The organism is Streptomyces sp. NPDC001508, assembly GCF_040298665.1.
Taxonomy (GTDB): Bacteria; Actinomycetota; Actinomycetes; order Streptomycetales; family Streptomycetaceae; genus Streptomyces.
The window spans coordinates 1-22292 of the sequence record NZ_JBEPAP010000072.1; the positions used below are offsets into that span (position 1 = coordinate 1).

Consider the following 22292-nt stretch of genomic DNA (forward strand, 5'->3'; position numbering starts at 1 on the left):
CCCGTCGAACATGTCCGTCTCGTCCTTGTGCACGGTGATCGCGCGGTACGACTCGGGCAGCGGCAGGGCGGCGAAGTCGGCGGACGTGGCGTCCGCTGTGTCCAACGCGAGTACCGCATCGATGATGTTTTTCACTCGGGCCTCCAAGCCGCTGTCACAGGATTGCTGCCGTGGGAGCCGTCTGTCGCAGCCGGGCTCGCCTTCGTTCACACCCGGACGAGCACGGCTTCCAACTGCATGCCCAGGCTGACGCCGGCGAGCACGACGTACTCGGTGGATATGCGGTCGAATGCGTAGGCGAGGTTCACGGGATAGGTCGCGGAGATCATGTGGCCGAAATCGGCGAGCGTGTCCACATATTCCTTCGGGCCGATGCGCTCGGCCCAGTGATCGAGCAGGATCCGCACGCTCTGATATGTGATCAAAGTGATCTGCGAGCCGTTGATCCCATGCCGAGCGAGCAGTTCGTTGACGAGTTCGGGGATGCCGTTCTTGATCCAGGAGGACACCACCTCGACACCGGACTGGGTGAAGTCGAGCGTCGCGATGGGCATCCCGGCCCCGTCGACCGGCACCTGCCGGCGGGAGTGGACGGTCAGGGGCCGTACGGCCATATTGGCGGCACGGTAGTACGACGTATTCGTCGTCGTCGCGTGATCGATCACCACGAACCGATCTGAAGGGCCGATGAGCGTCGCCCCCGCCCCATCGCCGATGCAGGTGGAATGGCCCTGGCTGTAGTCGACGTGCCGGCTCCAATTGCTTCCGCACGCGACAAGGCAGTATCTGGCGCTTCCCGATCGAACGGCCTCGGCGGCATGCACCATCCCGGACAGGAAATTGGCCTGTTCGCCATTGATCGGCACGACCATCGCTTTTCCGCCGAGGCCCAGGTCGTGATGGACTTGGTACAGCGCGTTGGGCGCGTGGTATTCGGGGACGCTCACATAACCGTAGAGCCGGTCCACGTCGTCCGCCGCGATGCCGGCCGAGTCGAGGGTGCGCCGGCAGGATTCGGTGACCAGGTCCGTGATGGACTCGTCCGGGCCGAGGCAGTGGCGGCGGTCCAGGTCGCGAAACAGCACGGACTCATAGATCCCCTGCGCGTTGCGCGAGGTGTCCAGACACCCGAAGACGGGGTCGTCGTTGCGTCGTACATGCCTGGGCAGTCGGTAGCCGCAGCCGAGCAGGCCCGCCCCGCGTCGCTCGCTCACAGGTCGCCTTCCTCGTAGGTGATGACCGGCTTGATGATCTTGTCGCCCTTGTCGCACATCAGCTGGAACGCACGCTCGGCCTGTGCGAAGGGGAACCGGTGGGTCGTCAGCGGCGTGGGGTCGACCCTGCCGGTCTGCAGCAGCCGCAGCATCCGGGTCAGGTGTTCCCGGCCTCCGGGCGCCAACAGCCCACGGATCGTCTTGGCGTTCATCCCCATACCGAACGAGACGAGGGGAATCGGCAGTGGCGCCTGGGATTCCCCTCCGTGATAGCCGGCGTTGGCCACGGTGCCGCCGGGCTTGATGAGCCGCACACATTGCTCGAACGTCTCATGGGTGCCCAGGGCCTCGATCGCGCAGTCCACCCCTTCCGTTCCGACCAGCGCCCGGACCTCCTCCACCACATCACACCGGCGCGGGTCGAGCACCACATCGGCGCCGAAGCGTTCGGAGAGCCGGGCCCGCTCGGGCCGCGTCGCGGTGGTGATGACCAGGCCCGCTCCGAGCAGGCGTGCGCCCATCGTGGCGCACAGACCCACCGGCCCCTGTGCGATGATCGCGACCGTTCCGCCCACCGGGATCTGGGCGACCTGCGCCGCGGCTATCCCCGTGGCCAACACGTCCGTCGCGTAGAGGGCCTGCTCGTCGGTCACATCGTCAGGGATATGGGCGAGGTTGTAGGCGGCGTCGTCGACGACGAAGTACTCCGACAGATTGCCCTCGCGTTGCGTGGTCCACTTGAAACCACCCAACGCCCCACCGCACTGGGTGCTGTGGCCACGCTGGCAGTAGTCGCAGTGTCCGCAGGGTGTGAGGGCGCCGACGACGACCCGGTCCCCCTCGTTGAACCCGGTGACCCTTTCACCCACCCGGTGTACCAGGCCGACGCTCTCATGCCCCAGCGTCCGGCCCTGGGGGATGGCGATGCCGCCGGCGATGGTGTGGATGTCGCTGGTGCAGATGCTCGACGCCGTCGTCCGCACCACCACGTCCCACGGCCCGGGCCGCGGAATCGGCTTGTCGACCAGCCCGACCTTGTCGGTGCCGAGGAATACCAGCGCTTTCATCGGCAATCGCCCCTTCCGCCGGCGCCCGCGGAGCGGTTCCGGCGGTTGTTCGGGGCGCGGGTCGTGTCGTCGATGCCCCCGTGCAGCAGGTCGGCAGGCGTCGGTTCGGCAGGCATGTGCGACTCACTTCCTGTTGTGGCGTGTGAGACGGAGCGGGCTGTGGACACAGGTGGTCTGCAAGGTGTCGGTGGCGGCCTGGGCCAGGCCGCCACCGTAGCCGCATTCCACGAAGCAACTGGCGCCTTGCCGGGCCAGGGTGTGAAGAGCACCGGTGATGTCGAGCGGGAGGCGGAGGTTGTCGGCCAGGCGCCGACGCAGGTCGTCGCCCGCGGTGTACCAGCGTCCGGCGCACGGGCTGTACACCGGGATACGGAAGGGTGCTTGGGCGATGCCGGCCAGGCGCGCGTGGTAGCGGTCGGCGGATTCGGCGGCCTCCGGGTGGTGGGACAGACAGCGCACCATGGGCAGCGGGGTCGTGGGGACGCCGAGTTCGCGGGCGGCCGAAGCGGTCATGTCGAGTTCTTCGAAAGGCCCGCTGATCACCGTCTGGTACGGGCCGGTTCGGCAAGAGATCACGACGCGGGGCAGGCCCAGAGCCTCGATGATGCCGTGGACGGTGTCCGGGTTGTCATGGAGCAGCAGCATGCCGCCGCTGCCACGGACCTTCTCCAGGACCGACTCCAGTTCACACACCGCTTGGACCCCATCGGCGAGAGTCCATGCTCCGGCGACGACGAAGGCCGCGATCTCGCCGAAGCTGCAGCCCATCAACGCATCCGGTGGTGCCTGCTGGGACATGAGGGCCCGGGACAGCGCAACGGCCGCGGCGAGCATGACGAGTTGGGGCGTGCCGAGGGGCTGTGTGTCTTCCGGGTCGGCGCCGCCGCTACGGTCCCACCAGTCGTTGGTGGACATTCCGAAGGGCCGAGCACAGCGGTCGACGGCCTCGAACACCTCACGTGCCGCGGCTCGGTCGTCGGGGCGCTGGATCGCCTCTTTCAGATGGGCGCCGTAGAGGCGGCCCTGGCCGGGGAAGAGGAACACCCTGCCCACGGCGGACGGCTCGGTCACGGCGTCGCGGTCGTGTCGTTCGTTGCCTGGGTGAACAGGGCGACGGTCTGCGCGAGGGTGAGGGAAGGATCGGCCTTGCCTTCGTCCACGTCAACGGTGAACTCACCCTTCAGATGGAGGAAGAGTTCCACTGCGGCGAGCGAGTCGCAGCCGAGGCTGTCCAACGTGGCGTCGGGTGTGATGAGGTCGTGCGACACCTGAAGGTGCCCGGTCAGGAAGTCGGTCGCGCTGGTGTATATCTCGTCAGTGCTGATCACGTAAGGCTCCTGGGGGCGTGTGAGGTGGGCGGTGCAGGGCGAGGGTGGTGCTGTGTCGGTGGCGTTGCCGCGACGCCGGGACAGGACGTCAGACCAGGGCCTGGGCGGTGGCTCCGCTCCAGGTAAGGACGGTGCTGCCCCAGGTGAGGCCGGCGCCGAAGGCCACCATGAGGACTTTGTCGCCGGGCACGAGCTTGTTGCTCACGGCGGCCTCGTGCAGCGCGTGGGGCAGCGCGCCGGCGCCGAGATTCCCCACCCGGTCACCGGTGACGACCAACTTGTCAGCTGCCAAAGCGGTGTTGGCGTAGGCCCGGCGCAGGAGAACCGGGTTGGGCTGGTGCGCCACGACCGCGGCGATCTCCTCGGGATGGGTACCGGTGCGGGCCAGGGCCTCCGTGACGAGCTTGGGAAAGACCTCGTACACGAACACCCGTGCGGCGCGGCCGTCCATATGCACCGTGTGCGAACGCTCGCGCACGGTCGTCTCGGAAGCGGGGATGCGGCTGCCGCCGCCGGGGATCCAGGCGAAGTCGGCACGACTGCCGTCCGACCCCAGGACGATGGGCCCGAAGCCCTCGCCCCCGGCGACCCGGCTCACCACGGTGGCTGCGGCTCCGTCACCGAACAGGGAAGCGGTGGCACGGTCGTCGGGGTTCAGGAAGCGGGAATACGTCTCGCTTCCCACCACCACGGCATGCTCCACCTCCGGGTTGGACGTGAGCCACGCGTGTGCCACTTTGGCGGCGAACAGCCATCCCGAGCACGCCGCCGACACATCCATGGCCACCGCCTGAGTCGCGCCGATCAGGCCCTGGACCCGGCAGGCCGTCGAGGGGCAGGGCTCGTCCGGGGTGGTGGTGGCCACCAGGAGCAGCCCCACCTGCTCGGCCGTGAGACCGGCTGAGGCCAGGGCACTGTTGACCGCCTGCGCAGCCATGTCCGAGGTGGCCTGGCCGTCGTCGGCGACGTGCCTGCTGTGGATGCCTGTTCGCTCCAGGACCCACTGCTCGGGCATCCCCACCATCTCGGCTGTCTCCGCGAAGGTGCGGACGCGGCGCGGCACGTATGTCCCGATTCCGGTAATACCGATAGAGGTGTGCTGTTCGTGACCTGCAAGAGCGGACGACATCGGGTTTTCTCCCCCTCTGTTCGTTATTCGACAACTGCTGTCTGCTGCGCGTGCGCATGATGAATCGGTTTGACATCGGGCCAGTTCAGCGCGACCGAACCCCAGGTCAGTCCGCCTCCGAAGGCCGTGAGCAGGGTCCGGGCCCCCGGTTCGACCCCCTCGCGGCCCGCCGCGTCCGCCATGGCCAGGGGCAAGGACGCCGCCGCGGTGTTGCCCACCTCGGCGATGTTCCCGAACCGATGACTCGGATCGATGTCCAGACGGTCACCGACGGCGTCGACGATGCGCTGGTTGGCCTGATGACTGATGAAGACCTCGACCGAACGAGACGACCACCCCGTGCGGGACAGTACGGACCGGCAGGAAGAGGTCATCCGCTGAATCGCCTGCGCGAAGACGCTACGCCCCTGCATGCGGAAGTATCTGTCCTCCCTCGGCGCAGGCACGTCACGATGCGGGGCACGCGATCCTCCCGCGGCGATCGCGATGAGATCGCTGTTGCTCCCGTCACTTCCCAGGTCGAAGGCGCGGATCGCTCCGGGCTCCTCCTCGTCGCCCTGTTCCAGCAGAACGGCTCCCGCTCCGTCGCCGAAGATGACCGCGGTCCCTCGATCCTGGGGGTCGATGATCGATGTGTAGACCTCTGCTCCGATCAGCAGAGGACGGGCACACACACCGGAGGAAATCAGCGACGAGGCCAGTGCGAGCCCGTAGACGAACCCGGAGCACACCGCCGAGACATCCACAGCCGGTACGTCGATCAGACCGATCCGGCCGGCCACCTCGGGCGCGGTCGCGGGACAGGGACGGTCAGGGGTGGTCGTGGCCAGCAGTACGAAATCAGCGTCCATCCCCGCTGAGGTCAGGGCGCCTGCCCCGGCGAGGGTCGCGAGGTCCCCGGTGCTCGTTCCCGGTTCCGCCCAGCGGCGTCGGTGGATGCCCGTGCGGGTACGGATCCATGTGTCCGACGTCTGGAACCGGTCCACAAGGTCGTCATTGGCGACGACACCTTGCGGCAGGCACACACCCATCCCGCGAATCACACTGGCAGACATAGCTATGCCATCCCCCTCACTCATCGCGTGCTTCGCCGGTACAACCTGGGCAGCCGAACGGCACAAACAAGCGCGTCCGCACGCCAAGGCGCATTGCCATGCCGGCAATCAGGGCACGCACTCGTCGGCACCACCTGCATCTCGTGCGCCACCAGCAAACCGTGCACCCGAATCGCAGGGGAACACCATTCCGATCCGACTGCGTGAACGCGTTGAACGGAGCTTCGTCAGCAGCCCCGACCCGCCCTTGCTCCGCTCCTGGACCGGGCCCGCCGCCGACGGCAGTACCCGGCCCCTCCATGGCGGTGGACGCGACGCCTCCGGGCCGGCGACCCGCGCGCCGCGGTGGGGCGGCGGTGCGGGCATGGCCGATGGGGGGAGCTATCCCTGCGCGGGCTGAGCCCCCCCCGACGCCCCTGCACCGCAGGGGAGTTGCCCGCAAGACGTTCTGGCCCCCGCTGACTCCTTGATCACGCAGAAGGCGTCCGCCTGCCTCACGGGCCGGGCGGAGTGCCGCGATTCCGCGTGTCGTGCGCCGGGAAGAGATCACCGTGTGACTCGACGTGCGCGGAATTCCCGACTCGCCGCCTTGCTCACAGAGGCGGACTGGACCGCTGGCGATCTGGCCCGTGCGGTCAACTTCCTAGGCAAGGCGCACTCGTTGACTCTCCGGTACGACCGTACTTCGGTGGCGCACTGGATCACGGGCTCCCAACCTCGTTCTCCGGTACCGGAGTTGGCCGCCGCGGCGCTGAGCCGCCGTACCGGCCGTCTGATCACCGCGGAGGCCACGGGTCTGGCGGCAGACTCACAGGACGCCGACGAGGGTATGCCCCCACACCTTGCGCAGAGTTCACCGGTGCGATATCTCGTCGACATGGTTCATGCAGACACCGACCCGTTGCGGCGTGCCTTCGTCACTAGGTCTGCCTACACCTTGACCGCCGTCGTCCTTCACGACTGGTCCCGCCCGCAGACTGCTCCGCCCGTCCGAGGGCGGCGTGCGACGGCTGCCGATGTGGAGATCCTTCAGGAGGTGGTGCACCTCGTCGCCGATCGCGCCGAGCGCCGCGGTGGCGCACACGGCCGATCGGCCCTGGCCGCCTATCTCGCGGATGACGTGAGCCGCGTCCTGGCCTCCAGCGCCAGTGCACAGCTGCGCCGCGACCTGCTCGCCGCCAGCGCCGAACTGGCTTACCTGCTGGCCCAGATGACCGATGACGCGGGCCACCCCGGTCTGGCCCAGCGCTACTTCCACACCGCACTCGGACTGGCCGGGGAGGCGGGCCATCGCACCCTGTACGCGATCACCCTGCGCGCCATGAGCGCACAGGCCCTGCGGATGCATCACTACACGTACGCGGCCGAGCTGGCCGAGGGCGCGCTGAAGACCGTGGGCACGGATGCCGGCCATGCCGTCATGGCGTTCCTGCTGAGCCAGCGTGCGGTGGCTCACTCGCTCGGGGGCGATCAGCGTCTTGCCTTCAAGGACCTGACGGACGCCGAGACCCGCCACGGGCAGGCCACAAGCGCGTCGGGGCCCTTCACGGCCTATCCCCGGGCAGGTCTCGACTACCAGCGAGCCCAGGCGTTGCTGCACCTTGGACGGCGCGCCGACGCTGTCGTGGCTTTGCAGGACTGTCTTCGGCACCGGCCGCCGGCACACCGCAGAAGCCAGGCCCTGACCCAGGCGCGGCTGGCCGAACTGCTCCTGGGAAACGGCCATGTGGAACAGGCGTGTGTGCACTGGAACCTCTTCCTGGACGACTATCCGCACGTCAGATCGACCCACGTGGACCATGCCCTTGCCGGACTGCGGAGCGCTCTTCGTCCGCACAAGCGGCAGCGTCGGGTCGCCGGCCTGTGGGAACGCGCGGAGGAGCTACGCGGCCCCCTCTCCTCTTGACCACGAGCGGACCGGCAACGCGGAACCCGATGACGTCGGCTGCCCGCCGAACGGCAGCCACTGCCCTGATCGCCCGCGTCCCGCGAGGACCCGGGCAGGGCACCAGGTCGTCACAGCGACGCGACCTTTGACGACGGTCATGGCCTGAACGATATATGGCGGTGTGTCCGCCACGCCCCGGTTTGTGGCGTCGCCTGGAGGCGAGTGAACCGGCAGATGTGGCTGTCCCCGCCGATGACGCCCCCGCCTCCGCGGCCGGTGTCCCGGGCCCGCGCCCCAGGCAGACCCCCGGCGCCTCAAGTCGCTGTCCGCACACGGGAGATGAACTCCCGGTCACAGTTCGACTCGTGCTTCAACCCTGGTCAGACACTTAATCACCGCTGGTCATCTCGCGTCTGCCCGGCTTCGGCCGCTTCGGATTAGCCTCATTTCGCTTGGATCAGCCACCCCGGAAGGACCCCTATGTGCACCCATAGTGACCTGCCGTCATCCGACACGGCCGGACAGGATCGTCGTGGTTTTCTGCGCAACGCGGCGCTGGCCGGCGCGGGAGCGGCAGTCGCAGGAGCCGCCGTGTCCCCCCTCGGCGCTACGCCCGCATTCGCCGCGGACACCGCGAGGTCCGCCAGGACCGGCACATGGAGACCGGACGCGACCTCCCTCCAGTTCACCCTCGCTGTCATGCCGGACACCCAGTTCCTCTACTGGGGCAGCCAGGACAGCGTCAACCGGACGCCGCAGGAGGAATCGTTCCGCTACATCATCGACAACAGCGGGAACGACGCGAACAACATCGTGTTCATGGCGCACCTCGGTGACCTGACGCAGGACGCCGACCCGTCGTCGTTCCAGCAGGTCGACAAGGCGTTCGCGCTGCTGGACGCGCACGGCGCCGCATACAGCGTGGTGGCCGGCAATCACGACGTGTCCGGCGACGACAGCCGTGGCGACACGTCGTACCTGCGCACCCTGGGCCCGAAGCGGTTCAAGCGCTCGAAGACGTTCGCCGGGTCGGACGCCACGGGCTACAACACCGCGCACATCTTCCAGGCCGCCGGCCGCTCGTGGCTGGTGCTGGCCCTGGACTGGCGGACCACCGAGCAGGGCTTCGCGTGGGCCGACGACGTCATCAAGGCCCACCCCAAGATGCCGGTGATCCTCACGGCGCACGACATCGTCTACTCGGACTACGATGACAACGTTTTCCCGTACGAGTCCGGCGACCCGGAGAACAATGCCGCCCTCTCCGGATACGGCGAGACGGTCTGGGACAAATTGATCAAGGACAACGACCAGGTCTTCCTGACCATCAACGGCCACTACTGGCCGTCCGGACGCACTACCAAGAAGAACGCCGCCGGCAACGACGTGCACATGCACATCACGAACTACCAGAACCGCTACTTCGGCGGTGGCGGCATGATCCGGCTGTACCACTTCGACCTGGCCCGCAACACGATCGACGTCGAGACGATCAACCCGTGGATCCTGGCCCAGGACCCGGAGTCCCGCAACGCGCTGGCCGCCGAGCACGCCCGGATCACCGGCCCGGTCGACGACTTCTCGATCGCGATCGACTTCGAGAAGCGGTTCTCCGGCTTCATCCCGGTTCCGGTCCGGCCCGCCCGGCCGGCCGGCAAGGAACTGGTGAAGGGCACACTGGCGTACTGGCGCTTCGACGGGCAGGGCGCGCCCGGCACGCCGCTCGGCGCGGGCCACACCATCCGCGACCTGTCCGGCAAGGGCAACGATCTGACGGCGGTGACCGTGCCCGGCACGGCCGCCGACGCGCTGACCTGGTCCGCCGACCACCACCCCGACCAGCCCGGGCACGCCAGCCTGAAGTTCGCCGGTGGCAGGAACCCGCTGCACGGCACGTACCTGACCACGGGGCCGAAGGCCCCGCTGAACACCGAGACGTTCAGGTCCGGGTACACCATCGAGACATTTGTGATGATGCCGCTGGACTGGGACGCCGGCAACAACGGCTGGGCGGCGATACTCAGCCGTCGGGGTTCCGCCGGGGCCGCCGGCAAGCACGGCGAGAACACCGACCCGAACGAGCCCTTGGTCCAGCTCGCCATCACGAACAACGGCCGCGAGCCGCAGTTCAACCACTACCCGCTGAACACCACCTACCCGACGACCAACTGGGGTCACGGCTTGGTGGAGCTCAGGTGGTGGCACCTCGCGGTGGTCAACGACGGCCGTCACACCCGGCTGTACGTCGAGGGCGCTCCCGTTGTCGACAACCCGAAGCGGGTGTCGATCGGCCTCACCTCGCTCGGACTGCCCTGGCTGCTGGGCGGCCACGAGAACGCGGGCGCCGTCGACATCGTCTTCCACGGCAACGTCGGCGACACCCGCATCGTGAACCGTCCCCTGCGCCTCCACGAGTTCCTGACCGCCGAATAAGGCGGATTCCCCCGGCCCTGCCCTCTGCTGTTCCTCCTGCCCCTCCCGTCTCCGGGCGTCCACCGACCGAAGACGGGAGGGGCCGCCGGCGAGCGCGTTCCGCCATGCCACGGCTGTCCGCTCCGGTGATCCCTTCTCAGCCTCGGTTCGGGCAGGTCACATGCCGCGATTCACACCCTGGCGACCAGGGCGGCACCAGCCGCGAGCAGCAGGGCATACGCGCACATGCGATACGCCGTGGCCCGGTGCCGGGTGGTGGCCAGGCGCTGAAGCCCCGGGACACGAACTCCTTGCCGCAGCCGGTCAGATCGCGGCCCCCACCGGTTCGGTCTGCCGCAGTGGCACCCCCACCCCCTCCCCGTACTGACCATGATGGGCCTCGATCCGGCCCCCGCGCTCGGAGCACTGCGGCTGTCCCTGGAGCACTTGACCACGCCGGAGGACATCGACAGGGCGCGCGCGACCCTCACCCGGGAGGCTGCGACGCGGTGATCGCCGGGGCCTCAGTCCGCGATCCAGTTGCCGTGGAACCCCTGCGGCACGCGGGCGGGGAGGCGCACCGTCGCCACCGGTTCCCGTAGATCGGTGGCGTCCCAGATCATCAGATCGCTTCCGTCACGCGCGCGGTCGTAGACGTAGGCGATGAGCCAGTTCGGGGGCGCGAACACGGCTTCGGAAGGCGTGTGTCCCGCGCCGAACTCGAACGCGGTCGAACCGCCCGAGTGGAGGTCGTACCGCACGATGGCGTCACGCCCGGTGACGTGGCCGTACCGGACGTCGAGGCCCGCGAACCGGTCGTCGATACGCGGGAATTCACACGGGCGGTCGTCAATCTGCTCCTCGCGAACGCTTCCGGTGCGCAGATCGATCGTCCACCGCCACAGGACCGAGGGTGACTCCACGACCTCGTTCCACGACAGCCGGGGATGCCGCACCGCGTGCAGCACGATCGAGTCCCCCGCCTCGTGCGCGTTGAGCGTGTGGAACACGGCGCACGGATCGATCGAGAACCAGCGCACCCGGGCGCGCGGGTCGTGCCGTGGCAGCACACCGATCCGCGCCTCGAAACGTTCGTCCCAGTCGTAGGGCATGCCGGGACCGGGAGTGAACACCATCGGCAGCTCCAGAAACACCACATGCCGGCTGGTGACCGCGAAGTCATGCATCATCGTGGGGCCTTGTACGTCGATCGTCTGCGACAGCTCCAACTCTCCGCGCGCGTCCGTACGGTGGTAGGTCAGATACGGCTCCTGCCAGTCGTAGCCGAAGAAGTGCAGCTCGCCGGTTTCCGGGCAGATCTTCGGGTGCGCGGTCATCGCTGTGGTCAGCTTGCCGTTGAAGTCGTACGGCCCGACGGTCTCCAGCTCGTGCGTCACCTCGTACGGCAGCGCGTTCTCGACGAGCGCGAGCGTCTTCCCCGCGTGGTTCACGACATGCGTGTTGGCCAGCGACGCTGTACGGTCCGCCGTGCCGTCCTCCCGGTACTCCTGGACCGCCGGGTCCTCGAAACTGCGGGTGCGGACCCAGCGGTTGCGGTACCAGGCGGCTCGCCCGTTCTCCAGCCGGACCCCGTGGATCATCCCGTCCCCGATGAACCAGTGCGCGGACTCCCCGCGCGGGTTCGGCCCGTTGCGCAGGTACCAGCCGTTCAGCTCGGGCGGTATCGCACCGGTGACGGGCAGGTCGTACGCGGTCAACTCGTCGTGAACGGGAGCGTAGTTCCCCTTGAGATGGAAGGTGGTCGTAGCCATGAGGCCTCCAGACATGCCAATGCTGACATGTCAAAACTAGAAGGTCGCGAATTGACCTGTCAATCATGGAAGGTAGGCTTCATGCATGAGCCTTCGACATGCCGTGCTCGGCCTGCTGTCCGAGGAGCCCGGCAGCGGCTGGGACCTGATGCAGAAGTTCGACATCTCGCTTCGCCATGCGTGGACGGCGACCCAGAGCCAGGTCTACGGCGAGCTGGCCAAGCTCGCCGACACGGGACTGATCACCGTGGCCGAGGAGGGTCCACGAGGCCGGAAAGTTTACGAGATCACCGAGGAGGGCCGCGTCGAGCTGCGGCACTGGATGATCGACGTGGCGCCGCGCCCCCGACGCGACGACCTGATCCTGCGCGTGTTCTTCCTCAACGCCGTAAGCCCAAAGGAAGCCCGCGCGTTTCTGAGCCGCATCGCGGAGGCAGCCTCCGAACGGCACGAGGAACTACGCGAGTTGCACGACCGGATCGACTGGAGCGACGACGCGCTGTCGGTCTACGGCGCGTTGGCACTGGACTGGGGCCTGCGCTTGGAGGCAATGCAACGGGAGTGGGCCGACTGGGCGCGGACGAAGCTGCATGATCAGACGTAGCCGCTCCCAGCTCATCCGGGCCTTCCGGCACAGCTCCAAGCGACTGCTCGCCAAGCCCTGACCGGCGGCCCGGGACCGGGGTCCGGCTCCGGCTCGGTCAGCTCCGGGTCCGGAGCAAGGTGTCTCAGTCGGTCGCGTACGCCGCGTCCGCCGATGCGTCGACGTCGTCTGTCGTCGGCGCGGCTTGGCAACGTCATGGGGAAGCCAGTGTCGCGAGCAGATGCAACGCCTCATGTGACGGGCCGTCCGATTCTGCGGAACAGACCACCAGTTGCTGGCCCGGTGCGGAAGGCACGAGAAACCGTAAAAGGTCGTCCATCCCGGCCTCGCCGAACAGCCGGTAGTGGTCGGCCCACCGCTGGGCCGTGGTCGGCGAGACCTGGAAACGTTCGGCGGCCCGGCGCAGGGGCCACCCGTCCTCGACCACGCAGCGGGCCGGCCGCAGACGTCCGGTCTCGCTCAGAGGTGCATTACGGTGTGGCACGAGGGCCCTCTCTGGTCGCCGGTGCAGATGTCGCAATCCACACCAGGCCAGAAGGCCCTCACCCATTTCAAGATCTCTCAGCCGAGACCTGCGTCACCAACCTCCGTGGACAGAACACCTAGCCCACCCCCTACCGGGGTATCACTGCCGACTTGGCTCCCCAGCGTGACGCCCCGCCGCTCACCGTCTTCCTACCTTCCTCCCGTCACCACGAACGAGACAGAGGGAGACGGACGGATGCGCCGCTTCAGGAAGACCCTGGCCACCGCCGTACTGACCGCACTGCTGGTCGGCAGCACGGCAGGCATGGCCTCGGCGAGCAGCCAGAGCGCGCCGAGCGGTCCGCTCCCCGGCACCGCCGCCTGGCTCGCGGACGACTCCCTGGGCAAGGAGCTACCGGACCCCGCCACGGCCACCCCGTCCGAAGTGGCGGCCTTCTTCGCCGACCTGACCGGCACTCAGCAGCGACGTCTCGTCGAGGATCACCCCACCGTGGTGGGCAACCTGGACGGCGCCCCCGTACACCTCCGTTACGCGGCCAACGCCCCCGCGGGCGACCGGGTCCTGGCGTACGACCCGCGCGGCCGCGGTCTGATCGCCAAGGTCGTGGGCGACCTGGAGAACGCCACCCATGTCTCGGTGATCGTCCCCGGTTCGGACGTCGACATCGCGACGTTCGACGGTACGGCCCAGCGGGCCGCCGATCTCCAGGCGGAGGCGGGCGACGACACGGCCGTCATCGCCTGGGCCGGCTACACCACTCCCTCCGGCATCGGCCTCGACCTGGCGACGGGCCGGCTCGCCGAGGCCGGCGCCGACCGCCTCACCCGTTTCACCGACGGCCTGGACGCGGTCGGCCTTCCCGACCCCGCCCTGTTCTGCCACAGCTACGGCTCGGTGGTCTGCGGCCTCGCCGCCGCCGACACCGACGCGAGCGACATCGTCGTCATGGGCTCGCCCGGTATGCGCGCCGACGATGTCACCGCACTCGGCACCGAGGCCCACATCTGGGCGGCGAAGTCCCCGGACGACTGGATCGACCGCGTCCCCCATGTCGAGGTCCTGGGCCTGGGCCACGGCGCGGACCCCACCTCGCCCGGCTTCGGCGCGACCGTCCTGCCCGCCGACGACGTCCCCGCGCACGACGCGTACTTCGCCCCCGGCACCTCCACCCTGACCGCGTTCGCGGCGATCGCCGACGGAGACCTGGGATGAACGCCCCCACGAAGCTCGCGAAGCTCACCGCGAAGATCGACGACCGGACGCCCGCCCACCGCGACCGCGCCATCGACGGCCTGCGCGCGCTGGCGCTCCTGGCCGTTCCGACCGGCCACTGGCTGCTCGGCGGCTTCACCGTCGATACCGGCGGCGGCCTGCACAACGCCAGCCCGCTGGTCACGTTCGGCGCGTTGGCCCCGGCGAGCTGGATCCTGCAGATGCTGGGCATCTTCTTCCTGGTCGGCGGCTACTCCTCGTACCTCTCCTACCAGCGTCGCAAGGGCTCGACCCGCCAGTGGATCAGCGGCCGGCTCACCCGCCTGGGCCGCCCGGTCCTCGGCGTCACCGCTGTCTGGGCGCTGCTGCTCCCCACCCTGCACTACGGCCTCGGCGTCCCGACCGCCACCCTGCACACCGCGTCGACCCTGGTCGTCCAGCCCCTGTGGTTCGTCGGCGTCTACGCCGTGATCACGGCCCTCACGCCGTACTGCGTCCGCGCCTCGCGGCGCCTCGGTTTCCGGGCCGCGGCCCCGCTGCTCGGCTCGGTCGCGGTGGTCGACTTCCTGCGTTACGGGCCGTACGCGGACGCGATGCCGTCCTGGGCGAGTCTGCTCAATCTCCTTCCGGGCTGGATGTTCGCCTACCAGCTGGGTGTGTCCTGGGCGGACAAGCGGCTGGGCCGCCGCGAGGCGTGGCTGCTGCTGGCGGGCGGCGCCGCCCTGTTCGCCACGCTGCTGCTCGCCTTCCACTACCCGGCGTCGATGGTGGGCGTGCCCGGCGCGTCCCGTACCAACTCCCACCCGCCGTCCCTGCTGGTCCTTGCGCTCGCGGCCGCCCAGTCCGGTGCGGCGATCCTGCTGCGCGACCGGCTGGCCCGGCTGCTCCGGCGCCCCGCCCTGTGGGCCCCGGTGGTGATCATCAACCTGTCGGCGATGACGATCCTGTGCTGGCACCAGACCGCGCTGCTCGCCGCCGCGGTCCCCGGCTCGTACTTCGGTGAGATCCCCGGCCTGACCAGCGCGCCGGACACGGCCGGCTGGGTCCTGGCGCGGCTGGCCTGGATGCCGCTCTTCGCGGGGCTGCTCGTGGCGATCGCCAGGTTCGCCCAGCCCCTGGAGACCCCGTGGGACCGCACCGGCACGACCCGTCGCGCGGCGGCGGGTGTGCTGGCGGCGGGCTTCGCCTACTTCGCGCTGGCGGTGTGAGCGACGTAGAAGCACCGCCGTATCAGCGCGGCCCGGAGCCGCCGCACGGACACCCGTCTCCGCACGGACACGTGTCTCCGCATGGGCGTTCGCCGCCGCACGACGACCCGTCCCCCCCGGACCGTCCGTTCTTTCAGGCCGGGCCGACCAGCCACGCGCCGCACCACCCCCATCCACCGAACACTGGAGAACCACCATGTCCTTGGCCGGCGAAACCGCTCTGCCGCACCCCGAGAAGGCCACGGCGAGGCAATACCCACCGGACACGGGCAGCGAGTTCACGCCCCTGCTGCGCGACGTCAAGGGACAGGAACTGCTCGATCGGCGCACCGGCTGGTACGCACGCACCATAGTGACCAACACGCTCAGCCTGGCCGCCGTCGTCACCGGCATGGCACTCATCGGCGATTCGTGGTGGGTGCTCGCCCTCGCCCCCGTCCTCGCCGTCCTGTGCGCCCGCACCGCGTTCATCGGCCACGACGCGGGCCACGCCCAGATCAGCGGCAACCGGGCCACGAACCGCCGCATCGGGCTCATCCACGGCAACCTGCTGCTCGGCATGAGCTTCGCGTGGTGGAACGACAAGCACAACCGCCACCACGCCAACCCCAATCACATCGACAAGGACCCTGACGTCGCCGCCGACGTCCTCGTCTTCACCAGCAAGCAGGCCGCCACCCGTACGGGCTTCCGCGGCTGGCTCACCCGCCACCAGGCATGGCTCTTCTTCCCCCTCACCCTCCTCGAAGGCCTCGCCCTGAAGCTGTACGGCTTCCAGAACCTGCGCCGTCAGACCGGCCGTCAGCGCCTGGTGGAGGGCACGCTCCTGTTCGCCCACCTCGCCGGGTACGTCACCCTGCTCCTGACGACCATGCCGCTCACGCACGCACTCGTCTTCGCCGCGATCCATCAAGCCCTGTTCGGGCTGCACTTGGGCATGGCCTTCGCGCCCAACCACAAGGGGATGGACATGCCCGACCCCGACGGCGACAAGTGGGGCCACCTGCGACGCCAGGTCCTCACATCCCGCAACATCAGAGGCAGCTTCCTCACCGACTGGTTCCTCGGCGGCCTCAACTACCAGATCGAGCACCACCTGTTCCCCAGCATGCCCCGCCCCCACCTGAGGCTCGCCCAGCCCATGGTGAAGGCCCACTGCCGCGACCTCGGCATCCCCTACACGGAGAGCGGCCTCATCGACTCCTACCGTCAGGTACTGCGGCACATGCACGAAGTCGGAGAACCACTGCGCGCCGACATCTGACGAGTCGGCGCTGCTCCGGATCGGGCCGGCAGACGCACAGAGGCCGATCATGACCGCACCTCAAGGACACAGGGGGACAACGGCGATGGAGACACCCGAATGGCTGGCCGCGGCCGAGCAGGTGCCCAGTTGGGGCTACCTGCTCCTGTTCCTCGCCACGGCGGCTCCTCTGCTGCCGAACGGTTCCCTGGTCATCGCGTGCGCCGCGCTCGCCGGACAAGGGTATGCGTCGGCGCCGCTGATCGTCCTCGTGGTTGTGGCGGGAACGGTCTGCGGCGACCTCGCGCTGTACGGCGTCGCACGTCGGCTGCGGCGTTGCCCCCTGAGGGCGCGCCGCATCCCCGCCGCAAGACGCATCCGCAGACGTTTCCTGCGGCTGCTGCGCGAGGCCGCCGCACGGACACACCGGCACGGCCTCGCAGCACTGATCCTCCTGCGCTTCCTTCCCGGGGGCCGGGCCACCGGTGCCGTAGCGGCCGGCCTCGGCGAAATCCCCGCCGCCCGGTACGCGGCGGCCGCGGTCCTCGCCGAGGCCGCCTGGACGGGACTGTACGTGTCGATCGGCTACGGCGGGGGCAGCGCGGCTCCGCATCCGTTGGTCGCGGTGTGTCTGGGGCTGTCCATCGGATGCGCCGTCGGAATCGCAGGGCTCCTGCTCCGGCGGCCGGCATGACACACAGCCGCGTTCCGTCGCCGTCCGCCATCCCGGAACTCAGCCCACTTCTGCCACCTGTGGTCCACGAGCACCTCCTGCGCCGCGCGCGGACGGCGCCGCCTGGCCGCACACCGGGGCGCGCGTGCGGGCGAGAGAGTCCGACCGACAACCGCGCGTCTCCTGACGCCGTCCCGCCGCACATAAGCTGGGGCCCATGACAGCAGTGGAGGAGGAACCCCCGCGCGCCCTGCTCGCGGGGGCGTCGCGCCGGTGGGTACGGCTGCTGCCGTGGGCCGTGGCGTTCGTGCTGTGCGTCGCCCTGCTGCCCACCACCATTCATGTGCTCAGCGTCGACTACGGCCTGAACGGCGGCATCGCGAGCGCGCTGGCCGTCGCGCAGACGGCACCGCTGCTGCTCGCCGTCATCCGGCCGATGCAGGCCTGGTACGTGATCTTCGCCGCTGATGTGGCCGGGGCGCTCGCCCTGCTCACCGTCGACGTCGGGCGGCATGTGTGGCCGTTCCCGCCGATGGTGATCGTCGGGTACATCGGCCTCTGCCTGGCCCTCGGTCTGCGCGAGCGGCGCCGGACGCTGCTGCTGGTGTGGCTGGCGACGGCGGGCGCGAACGTCGGTCTGGGGTTTGTCGCGCCCAATGGCACAAGCGCTCAGAGCGCGCTGCTCACCATACTCAGCGGCGTCGCACTCCTGCTCAGTGGTGCGCTCCGTGAGCGGTACGAGGCGCAACGCAGGCTGGCCGAGCAGGAGACGATCAGCGAGGCCGAGCGCGGCCGGCGGACGCTGCTGGAGGAACGCGCCCGCATCGCGCGCGAGTTGCACGACGTGGTGGCACACCACATGTCCGTCATCACGGTGCAGGCGGACACCGCGGCGTACCGCATCCACGGGCTGCCGCCCGACGTGCAGGGAGAGTTCACGTCCATCGCGGCGACCGCGCGCGAGTCGCTGGGCGAGATGCGGCGGCTCCTCGGCGTGCTGCGGAACGAGGAGGCGCACGGCGAACTGGCGCCCCAGCCGGGCCTGACGCGGATCGGGCAGCTGGTGGAGGCGACGGTGCGGGCGGGCGTGCCGGTGGAGTTCAGCCCCTGCGACGCCGATGTGCCCGAGGCGGTGGGTCTCTCGGCATACCGGATCGTCCAGGAGGCCCTGGCGAACGTCGTGCGGCACGCGCCGGGTGCTCCGACGCGGGTGTCGGTGGCGGAGTCCGTCTCGGAGGGCGGCGCGCGGCTCACCGTCCTCGTCGTCAACGGGCCGCCGCCCGAGCTGCCCGCCGCGCCGCTTGAGGTGGGCGGCACCGGGCACGGCCTCGTCGGCATGCGCGAGCGGGTGCGGCTCGCCGGCGGCACCCTCGATGTGGGGCCGCTGCCGGACGGCGGCTTCCGGGTCGCCGCCCGACTTCCCCTGACTGAAAAGGACTTCACATGACGACGCGCGTCATCATCGTCGACGACCAGGCCATGGTGCGGGCCGGCTTCGCCGCGCTGCTGGCCGCCCAGAGCGACATCGACGTGGTGGGCGAGGCCCCTGACGGTGCGCAGGGTGTCGAGCTGAGCCGGCGCACCCATCCCGACGTCGTACTGATGGACGTCCGTATGCCCGAGATGGACGGCCTCACGGCCGCACGCCACATCCTCACGCCCCCGTCGGGCGGTGGGGGCACCGCCCACGCCCCTCAGGCAGTGGGGGAGCACCGGCCGCGCGTCCTGATGCTCACCACGTTCGACGTCGACGACTATGTGTACGAGGCGCTGCGGGCGGGCGCGAGCGGCTTTCTGCTGAAGGACGCGCCGCCGGCCGACCTCATCGCGGCGGTACGCGTCGTGGCCTCGGGCGACGCGCTGCTCGCCCCCTCCGTGACGCGCCGCCTCATCGCGGACTTCGCCCGGCAGCGTCCCGCCGCCCGAGGCAAGCCCGCGCTGCGGCTCAACGCCCTGACGGAACGCGAAACCGAAGTCCTCACCCTGGTGGCCCGCGGCCGGTCCAACGCGGAGATCGCCGAGACGCTGGTGCTGGCCGAGCAGACGGTGAAGACGCACGTGAGCCGCGTCTTCACCAAGCTCGACCTGCGCGACCGCGCCCAGGCGGTGGTCTTCGCGTACGAATCGGGACTGGTGGTCCCGGGCGAGTAGGACGCCCCCACCCCGAAGCCCCACCCCGAAGCCCCACCCCGAAGCCCCACCCCGCGCCCCCGAGCACGCCGCCACCGCAGGCGGAGGGGCCTGCGCCTTTGGCGCGTGCACGGTGCCGGTGTCGACGTCCCCGAGCCGCTTCGCGGGCGGGTCGCGGTCTCTTCGGGGGCGGGCTCGCGCGGGGGCGGGTTTGCGCCACGCCCCGCCGACGGCGCAGTCGCCCCCGCCCGGCAAGGCGGCTCCCTCGCCGGAGCTGTGCCCCGGCCCCTGGCGCAGGGCGGCAACAAGCCGAAGCCCCACCCACGCCGCGCCGCCGGCAGCCTGCGCCGCCCCGTTCTCCACGCTCTCCGCCAAGTCCCGGTCAGGGATGCCCCGTTCCGGCGCAAGGCCGGGGCTTCGCACCCGGGCCCCGGACGGCAGTCCCCGGCGGAGGGTAGGGCCGTACTTTTCCGCACCCCCTACCGCGGTAGCACCCCCACCTTGGCTCCCGGGTATGACGCCCGGCGCGCAGCCGCCCCCGCACACTCCACTTCGTCGGCACGAGAAGATCGCGAAAGGGCGGAACATGAGGCTACGCAGCCGCAAGCGGCAGAAGGCGGACGACCGGACGCAGGCCCCGGCCGCCACACCCGGTCTCGCCGTCGAACTGCGCGGTGTCCGACGGCAGTACGGCCGCGGCGCGGGGACCGTGCACGCGCTCGCGGGCGTCGACCTCGCCCTCCCGAGCGGCACATTCACCGCCGTCATGGGCCCGTCCGGGTCCGGCAAGTCCACCTTCCTGCAGTGCGCCGCCGGCCTCGACCGGCCGTCGGCGGGCTCCGTGCGCCTCGGCGGTACGGAGATCACCGGCATGAGCGAGAACGAACTCACCGAGCTGCGCCGCAGCCGCCTCGGCTTCGTCTTCCAGGCGTTCAACCTGCTGCCGTCGCTGACCGTCGAGCAGAACGTACTGCTGCCCATGCGCCTGGCCGGGCAGCGCCAGGACCGCGGCCGGGCGGGCACGGTGCTCGCCCAGGTCGGGCTCGCCGACAAGGCACGGCGCCGGCCGGGCGAGCTGTCCGGCGGCCAGCAGCAGCGCGTGGCCGTCGCCCGCGCCCGTCGGCGGCTCCTTCGGCGGCATCGCCGCCATCGTCGCGATCCTCACCGCGGCCGGGACCGTGACCCTGTCCGTGTCCCAGCGCTCCCGCGAATTCGCGCTGCTGCGCGCCATCGGCGCCACCCCGCGGCAGATCCGCCGCGCGGTCGCGTCCGAAGCACTGCTCATCGCGCCGCTCGCCGGGATCATCGGCTGTCTGCCCGGCATCGGCCTCGCGCGCTGGTGGTTCGGACAGCTGCAGGACCGCGGCGCCATCCCGCAAGCCGTGGACCTGCACGTCTCCGGGCTCCCCCTGCTCGCCGCCGTCGGCATAGGACTGCTCACCGCGCTCGCCGCCGGCTGGGTGGCCGGGCGCCGGCCTGCCAGGATCAAGCCGGGACAGGCGCTCACCGAGGCGTCGGTGGAGCGGCTGCGGCCAGGTGTGATCCGTACCGTGCTGGGCATCGGCGCCCTCGTCGGCGGTGGGTTCCTCACCGGTCTCTCCGCCGGCTCCACGGGAGATGACGCGGCCGGCGCCGCCCTCGGCGTCGTCATGCTCTTCATGTTCGCCGTCGCACTGCTCGGCCCGCTGGTGGCGCGGCTGTGCGCGGCCCTGTTCGGCCTCCCACTGCGCGGTGCGGGCCCGGCCGCCCAGCTCGCGGCCGCCAACTCCCGTACCAACGCACGCCGTCTCGCCTCCGCGATCACCCCGATCGTGCTCGCCATGGCCTTCGCCTCGACCCTCGTCTTCATGCACACCAGCGAGAACCACGCCGCCGACAAGCAGCTGCGTGCGGGCATCACCGCCGACCACGTGGTCACGGACCCGGCCGGGCTCCCGGTGGACGCGGCCGCACAGGCCGCTCGCGCGCCGGGTGTGGAAGCCGCCGTCGGCCTGCTGAACACACAGGTACTGGTGCCGGTCGGCTCCGGCGAGTTCAAGTCGCTGCAGGGCTCGGCGACTCAGGGCGTCACCGGCTCCGGCGCCGAACTCGCCGAGGTGCAGGACCTGGACGTACGCGAAGGCAGCCTCGACCGGCTCGGCAAGGGCCGTATCGCCATCGACAAGACCCTCGCGAACTCGGCCGACGCCGGCGTCGGCGACCGGCTCCCGCTCTACCTCCCCGACGGCACCAGGACCAGCCCCGAGATCGTCGCGGTCTACGGCCGCGGCCTCGGCCTGGCCACGGTGACCATGGACCGGGCGTCCCTGGCCGGGCATGTCACCTCGGGCTTCGACAGCACGCTGCTGGTACGGGGCGGCTCGCAGAAGTCGCTCACCGCCCTGGGCAAGGTCACCGACGCCTCCGGCTACGCCACCGAGCAGAACCTCGATGCGAGGCTGGGCGCCTGGAGCAACAACACCATGGCCGCGGTCCTCGGCGGCTTCGCCGCCATCGCCGCCGTCAACACCCTGGTGATGACGGTCCTCGACCGCCGCCGCGAGCTGGGCACGCTGCGCCTCGTCGGCTCCACCCGGCGCCAGGTGCTGGCGATGCTCCGCTGGGAGGGCCTGCTGGTCTCCGCGGTGGGCGTGGTCCTCGGCTCCGCGATCGCCGCGGCCACGCTGATCCCGATGATGCGCGGCACGACCGGCGAGGGGCCGTATGTGCCCCCGCTGGTGTACGGATCCTTCGCGGCCGCCGCCGGCGGCCTGGCACTGCTCGCGGTCACGCTGCCGGCCCGAGCGGCGCTGCGCCGATGGTCTTAGCGCATGCATACGGGGCAGGAGCCGGTATCACGTCGGCTCCCACCCGTACGACCTCTCGGCCCG

The 22292-nt window shown here is 70.1% G+C and carries 17 protein-coding genes and 3 pseudogenes; 12 read left to right on the top strand and 8 right to left on the bottom strand.

The genetic code is table 11. The annotated features are described in order from the left end of the window. Positions 1 to 206: 206 nt before the first annotated feature. From ABT245_RS39005 to ABT245_RS39030, 6 genes are all read right to left on the bottom strand, one after another. Positions 207 to 1214, bottom strand: coding sequence for a 3-oxoacyl-ACP synthase III family protein (locus ABT245_RS39005; protein WP_351743732.1), 1008 nt, complete (start codon positions 1212 to 1214; stop codon positions 207 to 209). After that, complete coding sequence (locus ABT245_RS39010) at positions 1211 to 2281, bottom strand: zinc-binding dehydrogenase (protein WP_351743735.1); 1071 nt, start codon at positions 2279 to 2281, stop codon at positions 1211 to 1213. The genes ABT245_RS39005 and ABT245_RS39010 overlap by 4 nt, the downstream gene beginning before the upstream one ends. Before the next feature lie 123 nt (positions 2282 to 2404). Next, positions 2405 to 3352, bottom strand: coding sequence for an ACP S-malonyltransferase (locus ABT245_RS39015; RefSeq protein WP_351743738.1), 948 nt, complete (start codon positions 3350 to 3352; stop codon positions 2405 to 2407). Further along, a complete protein-coding gene (locus ABT245_RS39020) occupies positions 3349 to 3609 on the bottom strand; it encodes a phosphopantetheine-binding protein (protein ID WP_351743741.1) in 261 nt (86 codons plus the stop codon). Before ABT245_RS39020 ends, ABT245_RS39015 begins: the two co-directional genes overlap by 4 nt. 88 nt (positions 3610 to 3697) lie before the next feature. After that, a complete protein-coding gene (locus tag ABT245_RS39025; RefSeq protein ID WP_351743743.1) occupies positions 3698 to 4738 on the bottom strand; it encodes a 3-oxoacyl-ACP synthase III family protein in 1041 nt (346 codons plus the stop codon). Positions 4739 to 4761: 23 nt separating this feature from the next. Beyond that, a complete protein-coding gene (locus ABT245_RS39030; protein WP_351743745.1) occupies positions 4762 to 5793 on the bottom strand; it encodes a beta-ketoacyl-ACP synthase III in 1032 nt (343 codons plus the stop codon). A 553-nt stretch (positions 5794 to 6346) separates the two neighbouring features. Between ABT245_RS39030 and ABT245_RS39035 the strand changes: the two genes are divergently transcribed. The 3 genes from ABT245_RS39035 to ABT245_RS39045 all read left to right on the top strand — a co-directional run bounded on the left by ABT245_RS39035 (position 6347) and on the right by ABT245_RS39045 (position 10606). Further along, positions 6347 to 7699 (top strand): tetratricopeptide repeat protein, encoded by a 1353-nt coding sequence (locus ABT245_RS39035; RefSeq protein ID WP_502982272.1) that lies wholly within the window; start codon positions 6347 to 6349, stop codon positions 7697 to 7699. 462 nt (positions 7700 to 8161) lie between these two features. Continuing rightward, on the top strand, positions 8162 to 10114 hold the full coding sequence (locus ABT245_RS39040) for a LamG-like jellyroll fold domain-containing protein (protein WP_351743750.1): 1953 nt from the start codon (positions 8162 to 8164) through the stop codon (positions 10112 to 10114). 369 nt (positions 10115 to 10483) lie between these two features. Continuing rightward, complete coding sequence (locus tag ABT245_RS39045; RefSeq protein WP_351743752.1) at positions 10484 to 10606, top strand: hypothetical protein; 123 nt, start codon at positions 10484 to 10486, stop codon at positions 10604 to 10606. A gap of 11 nt (positions 10607 to 10617) precedes the next feature. Here ABT245_RS39045 and ABT245_RS39050 read toward each other — a convergent pair whose 3' ends face one another. After that, positions 10618 to 11865 carry a carotenoid oxygenase family protein gene (locus ABT245_RS39050; protein WP_351743754.1) on the bottom strand — a complete coding sequence of 416 codons (1248 nt, stop codon included), beginning with the start codon at positions 11863 to 11865 and terminating at the stop codon, positions 10618 to 10620. A gap of 85 nt (positions 11866 to 11950) precedes the next feature. Between ABT245_RS39050 and ABT245_RS39055 the strand changes: the two genes are divergently transcribed. After that, a complete protein-coding gene (locus ABT245_RS39055) occupies positions 11951 to 12469 on the top strand; it encodes a PadR family transcriptional regulator (protein WP_351743757.1) in 519 nt (172 codons plus the stop codon). Between the two features lie 310 nt (positions 12470 to 12779). Here the strand turns inward: ABT245_RS39055 and ABT245_RS39060 are convergent. Next, a pseudogene (locus tag ABT245_RS39060) lies at positions 12780 to 12953 on the bottom strand (helix-turn-helix domain-containing protein); the annotation flags it as partial. A gap of 237 nt (positions 12954 to 13190) precedes the next feature. On the opposite strand from ABT245_RS39060, the gene ABT245_RS39065 reads away from it, so the two are divergent. The 8 genes and pseudogenes from ABT245_RS39065 to ABT245_RS39100 all read left to right on the top strand — a co-directional run. Then, positions 13191 to 14168, top strand: coding sequence for an alpha/beta hydrolase (locus tag ABT245_RS39065; protein WP_351743759.1), 978 nt, complete (start codon positions 13191 to 13193; stop codon positions 14166 to 14168). Continuing rightward, positions 14165 to 15376, top strand: a complete 1212-nt coding sequence (locus ABT245_RS39070; RefSeq protein WP_351743762.1) for an acyltransferase family protein — start codon at positions 14165 to 14167, stop codon at positions 15374 to 15376. Before ABT245_RS39065 ends, ABT245_RS39070 begins: the two co-directional genes overlap by 4 nt. A 196-nt stretch (positions 15377 to 15572) precedes the next feature. After that, positions 15573 to 16640: a fatty acid desaturase family protein gene (locus ABT245_RS39075; protein ID WP_351743765.1), complete on the top strand. Its 1068-nt coding sequence runs from the start codon at positions 15573 to 15575 to the stop codon at positions 16638 to 16640. Positions 16641 to 16725: 85 nt separating this feature from the next. Continuing rightward, entirely contained in the window at positions 16726 to 17313 is a 588-nt protein-coding gene (locus ABT245_RS39080; protein WP_351743768.1) for a DedA family protein, read from the top strand. A gap of 196 nt (positions 17314 to 17509) precedes the next feature. After that, on the top strand, positions 17510 to 18739 hold the full coding sequence (locus tag ABT245_RS39085; RefSeq protein ID WP_351743771.1) for a sensor histidine kinase: 1230 nt from the start codon (positions 17510 to 17512) through the stop codon (positions 18737 to 18739). Then, complete coding sequence (locus ABT245_RS39090) at positions 18736 to 19443, top strand: response regulator (protein ID WP_351743774.1); 708 nt, start codon at positions 18736 to 18738, stop codon at positions 19441 to 19443. Before ABT245_RS39085 ends, ABT245_RS39090 begins: the two co-directional genes overlap by 4 nt. A gap of 565 nt (positions 19444 to 20008) precedes the next feature. Continuing rightward, a pseudogene (locus tag ABT245_RS39095) lies at positions 20009 to 20539 on the top strand (ABC transporter ATP-binding protein); the annotation flags it as partial. A 1-nt stretch (position 20540) separates the two neighbouring features. Then, positions 20541 to 22229, top strand: a pseudogene (locus ABT245_RS39100) (FtsX-like permease family protein); the annotation flags it as partial. Positions 22230 to 22292 lie beyond the last annotated feature (63 nt).